Source organism: Microvirga yunnanensis, from assembly GCF_025460875.1.
Window position 1 is genome coordinate 1 of record NZ_JAMXFI010000065.1, and the last position, 4254, is coordinate 4254.

Annotated in this window: 6 protein-coding genes; all 6 read left to right on the plus strand. The window is 68.1% G+C overall.

The genetic code is table 11. The features are described from left to right. The coding region (locus NF876_RS26330) for a 1-(5-phosphoribosyl)-5-[(5-phosphoribosylamino)methylideneamino] imidazole-4-carboxamide isomerase (RefSeq protein ID WP_262271327.1) at positions 1-665 on the plus strand (665 nt) is incomplete at its 5' end. Continuing rightward, positions 665-1468: an imidazole glycerol phosphate synthase subunit HisF gene (gene hisF, locus NF876_RS26335; protein WP_262271328.1), complete on the plus strand. Its 804-nt coding sequence runs from the start codon at positions 665-667 to the stop codon at positions 1466-1468. The genes NF876_RS26330 and hisF, both read left to right, overlap by 1 nt. A 58-nt stretch (positions 1469-1526) precedes the next feature. Beyond that, the gene (map, locus tag NF876_RS26340; protein WP_262271329.1) at positions 1527-2276 is read left to right on the plus strand and encodes a type I methionyl aminopeptidase; all 750 of its coding nucleotides are present in this window, start codon (positions 1527-1529) and stop codon (positions 2274-2276) included. A 7-nt stretch (positions 2277-2283) separates the two neighbouring features. Next, on the plus strand, positions 2284-2604 hold the full coding sequence (locus NF876_RS26345; protein WP_262271330.1) for a phosphoribosyl-ATP diphosphatase: 321 nt from the start codon (positions 2284-2286) through the stop codon (positions 2602-2604). A gap of 23 nt (positions 2605-2627) precedes the next feature. Further along, entirely contained in the window at positions 2628-3605 is a 978-nt protein-coding gene (gene coaA / locus NF876_RS26350; protein WP_262271331.1) for a type I pantothenate kinase, read from the plus strand. A gap of 56 nt (positions 3606-3661) precedes the next feature. Beyond that, a complete protein-coding gene (locus NF876_RS26355; protein WP_262271332.1) occupies positions 3662-4180 on the plus strand; it encodes a YidH family protein in 519 nt (172 codons plus the stop codon). Positions 4181-4254 lie beyond the last annotated feature (74 nt).

Consider the following 4254-nt stretch of genomic DNA (forward strand, 5'->3'; position numbering starts at 1 on the left):
TGTTCAACGACGATCCGGCCGACCAGGCCGCCACCTTCGAGGCCCAGGGCTTCGAATGGCTGCACGTGGTCGATCTCGACGGCGCCTTCGCGGGCAAGCCGATGAACGCGGCCGCGGTCGAGACCATTCTGAACCGCGTGCGCATCCCCGTGCAGCTCGGCGGCGGCATCCGCGACATGAAGACCGTGGAGGGCTGGCTCGGGAAGGGCGTGTCCCGGGTCATCATCGGCACGGCCGCCGTGCGCGATCCGGCCTTCGTGCGCGAGGCCGCCCGGCTCCACCCGGGCAAGATCGCGGTCGGAATCGACGCCAAGGACGGGCTGGTGGCGGTCGAGGGCTGGGCCCAGACCTCGACCCTGTCGGCCGAGGAGCTCGGCCGGCGGTTCGAGGATGCGGGGGTTTCCGCCATCATCTACACGGACATCGCCCGCGACGGCATCCTCAAGGGCCTCAACTTCCCCATGACCCTGGGGCTGGCCCGCGCGGTCTCGATTCCGGTCATCGCCTCGGGCGGCCTCGCCTCCATGGCCGATATCGAGCGCCTGACTCAGCCCGACTGCGCGGTCCTCGACGGGGCCATCTCCGGCCGCGCCCTCTATGACGGACGCATCGACCCGCAGACAGCTTTGGCGCTGCTGCGCTCCGTGCGCAAGGAGCCCGCCTGATGCTCAAGGTTCGTCTCATCCCGTGTTTGGACGTCAAGGACGGTCGCGTCGTGAAGGGCGTGCAGTTCGTCGACCTGGTCGATGCGGGCGACCCGGTCGAAGCCGCCAAGGCCTATGACGCGGCCGGCGCCGACGAGCTGTGCTTCCTCGACATCACGGCGAGCCACGAGGCGAGGGGGATCCTCCTCGACGTTGTGCGGCGCACGGCCGAAGCCTGTTTCATGCCGCTCACCGTGGGCGGAGGCGTGCGGACCGTCGAGGACATCCGCCGGCTGCTGCTCGCCGGGGCCGACAAGGTCTCGATCAACACGGCCGCGGTGAAGAACCCGGATTTCGTGCGCGAGGCGTCGGAGAAATTCGGCAACCAGTGCATCGTCGTGGCCATCGACGCCAAGAAGGTGTCGGGCGCCGGCGAGGAGCCACGCTGGGAGATCTTCACCCATGGCGGGCGCAACCCCACCGGAATCGACGCCATCGCGTTCGCCAGGCAGGTGGCGGAGCGCGGGGCAGGGGAGCTTCTGGTCACCTCCATGGACCGGGACGGCACCAAGGGCGGCTACGACCTCGCCCTCGTGCGCGCCATCGCGGATGCGGTCTCGGTGCCGGTCATCGCGTCCGGCGGCGTCGGCAATCTCGACCATCTGGTGGACGGGGTCGAGAGGGGCCATGCCAGCGCGGTGCTCGCGGCCTCGATCTTCCACTTCGGCACGCATACGATCGGCGAGGCCAAGGGCTACATGGCCGGGAAGGGATTGAAGATGCGGCTGGACGAGCCGGCACGAAGTGCAGCGGGTGGGCCTTGAGCGCGGCCTTCACGACACGCGCATCCGACCATGACCCTCATGGAAAGGGATTCAACGAATGACGGTCTCCAACGAGGACGATCTGACCAAGCTCCAGGACATCGGCCGGATCGTCGCCAACACCCTCGAGGCGATGGCCGCGGCCCTCGAGCCGGGCATGACCACGGCGGAGCTCGACCTGATCGGCCGCCGGCTTCTCGAGACGGCCGGCGCCCGTTCCGGCCCTGAAGTGGTCTACGATTTTCCCGGCGCGACCTGCATCAGCGTGAACGAGGAGGTCGCCCATGGCATTCCCGGGTCCCGTCGCATCGCAGCGGGCGATCTCGTCAACATCGACATTTCGGCGGAAAAGAACGGCGTTTTCGCCGATACTGGTGCGTCCTTCGCGGTTCCGCCGGTCACGAACGCCACCAAGCGGCTCTGCCGGGACGGCCGTCGCGCCATGTGGGTCGGCTTGCGCCAGGTCGGTGCGAACAGGCCGATGGCCGGCATCGGGCAGGCGATCGGGCAATTCGCCGAGAAGAACGGCTACACCCTGGTGCGCAACCTGGCGAGCCATGGCATCGGCCGCTCCCTGCACGAGGAGCCGAAGGAGATCGCCACCTGGCCGGACCGGTCCGAGCGCCGGATCATGACCGAGGGCCTGGTCTTCACCGTGGAGCCCTTTCTGTCCCTGGGGGCGGAATGGGCCCAGGACGGCGACGATCCCTGGACCCTGTTCAGCGAGCCCCGCGCCCCGACGGTCCAGTACGAGCATACGGTCGTCGCCACCCGTAACGGTCCTCTCGTCGTCACCTTGCCGGGCTAGTTTCATCATGACCACCTTCACCCTCGACGACCTCGCCCGCATCGTGGCCGAGCGCGCGGCCGCGCCGGCGACCGAATCCTATACGGCCAAGCTCATTGCCGGCGGGCCGGCCAAAGCGGCCAAGAAGCTGGGCGAGGAGGCGGTGGAGGCGGCCATCGCGGCCGTCGAGCGCGACCGGCAGAACCTGACGGCGGAGGCCGCGGACGTGCTGTATCATCTTTTGGTCGTGTTGCAGGGCGCAAACATTCCTCTAAGTGACGTCATGGCCGAACTGGAACGCCGCACGGCGCAGTCGGGTCTTGCCGAGAAGGCCGCGCGCAAGACCTAAAACCTGGAAAAGAGGTGGTTCGCATGGACCAGCCCAACCTGATGTCCGCCGACGAGGACGATGACGGCCTCTCGCCCTACCGCACCTTCTCGCGCGACGAATGGGCGAAGCTGCGTGCGGATGCGCCCATGACGCTCACGGCCGACGAGGTGGTGCAGCTGCAATCCCTCAACGACCCGATCTCCCTCGACGAGGTCGCGGCGATCTACCTGCCGCTCTCGCGCCTGCTCTCCCTCTACGTCGCGGCCACGCAGGGCCTGTTCAAGGCAACCCAGCGGTTCCTCCTGGCCGAGCAGCAGGAGAAGGTGCCCTACATCATCGGCGTGGCCGGCTCGGTGGCGGTCGGCAAGTCCACCACGGCCCGCGTGCTCAAGGCGCTGCTCGCGCGCTGGCCCAACACCCCGAAGGTCGACCTCGTCACCACGGACGGGTTCCTCCTGCCGAACGCCGAGCTGACACGGCTCAACCTCATGGAACGCAAGGGTTTTCCCGAGAGCTACGACACGGGCAAGCTCCTGCACTTCCTGGCCGACATCAAGGCGGGCAAGCGCAACGTGAAGGCGCCGCTCTACTCCCACCTCGTCTACGACGTGGTGCCCGGCGAGGAGACCACCGTCGACCGGCCCGACATCCTGATCGTCGAGGGCCTCAACGTGCTCCAGCCCGCGCGCATGCCCAAGGACGGCACGGCCATTCCCTTCGTGTCCGACTTCTTCGACTTCTCGGTCTATATCGACGCCGACGAGGAGGACCTGCACCGCTGGTACGTGAACCGCTTCCTGCGCCTGCGCCACACGGCCTTCCGGGATCCCCTGTCCTATTTCCGGCGCTATGCGGAACTGGCGGAGTCGGAAGCCATCACCATCGCGGATGGCCTGTGGAGCCGCATCAACCTGGTGAACCTGCAGGAGAACATCGTGCCGACCCGCCAGCGCGCGAGCCTGATCCTGAAGAAGGGCCCGAGCCACCGGATCGAGACGGTGGCCCTGAGACGGCTTTGACGGGGCCAACCATTTCGCAACCGTGAGCGTTGTGCCTCCGGATGAACGGAGGATGCATGACGACGCAACCGGTGGACGAAAAGCTCAAGCGCAGCGCCGAGCACGCCAAGGCGGCGGCGGAGCAGAGTCAGGAGGCCGCCGAGCAGACCCAGGAGGCGGCCGAGCACACGCAGGCGGCGGCCAGGACGACCGCCACGGCCAGCGTGCAGATGAAGGACAGCGCCGACCGGCGCACGGAGCTGGCCGCCAACCGCACGGTCTTCGCGGCCGAGCGCACCTACGCGGCCTGGGTGCGTACGGGTCTCGCCGCGCTGGCCTCCGGGATCGGGGCGAAAAAGCTCCTGGAAGGCGTGGTCCCGGACTGGATGATCGTCTCGACCGGGTCGATCCTGGTGCTGTTCAGCGCTTTCTGCTTCGCGGCCGCGGTGTGGCGCCAGATCTTCACCGGCTCGCAGCCGCCTCATCCGGACGTGCAGCGCATCCCGCCTTTCCTGCTCGTGGCCTTCAACGGTTTCCTGGCCCTGGTCGCCCTCGCGGCGCTGTTCAGCCTGTGGTTCGGGCGGACGGGCGGGTGAAGAAAAATCCTTCCCCGCGTCATGGGCGGCGCGAGGCCGGGCCAGGAGCGGGGGGGTGGGGGGGGGGGAAGCGG

Coding starts and splice junctions, on each gene's coding strand:
- coaA (WP_262271331.1), top strand. CDS start 2,628: ATGGACCAGCCCAACCTGATGTCCGCCGACGAGGACGATGACGGCCTC.
- NF876_RS26345 (WP_262271330.1), top strand. CDS start 2,284: ATGACCACCTTCACCCTCGACGACCTCGCCCGCATCGTGGCCGAGCGC.
- hisF (WP_262271328.1), top strand. CDS start 665: ATGCTCAAGGTTCGTCTCATCCCGTGTTTGGACGTCAAGGACGGTCGC.
- NF876_RS26355 (WP_262271332.1), top strand. CDS start 3,662: ATGACGACGCAACCGGTGGACGAAAAGCTCAAGCGCAGCGCCGAGCAC.
- map (WP_262271329.1), top strand. CDS start 1,527: ATGACGGTCTCCAACGAGGACGATCTGACCAAGCTCCAGGACATCGGC.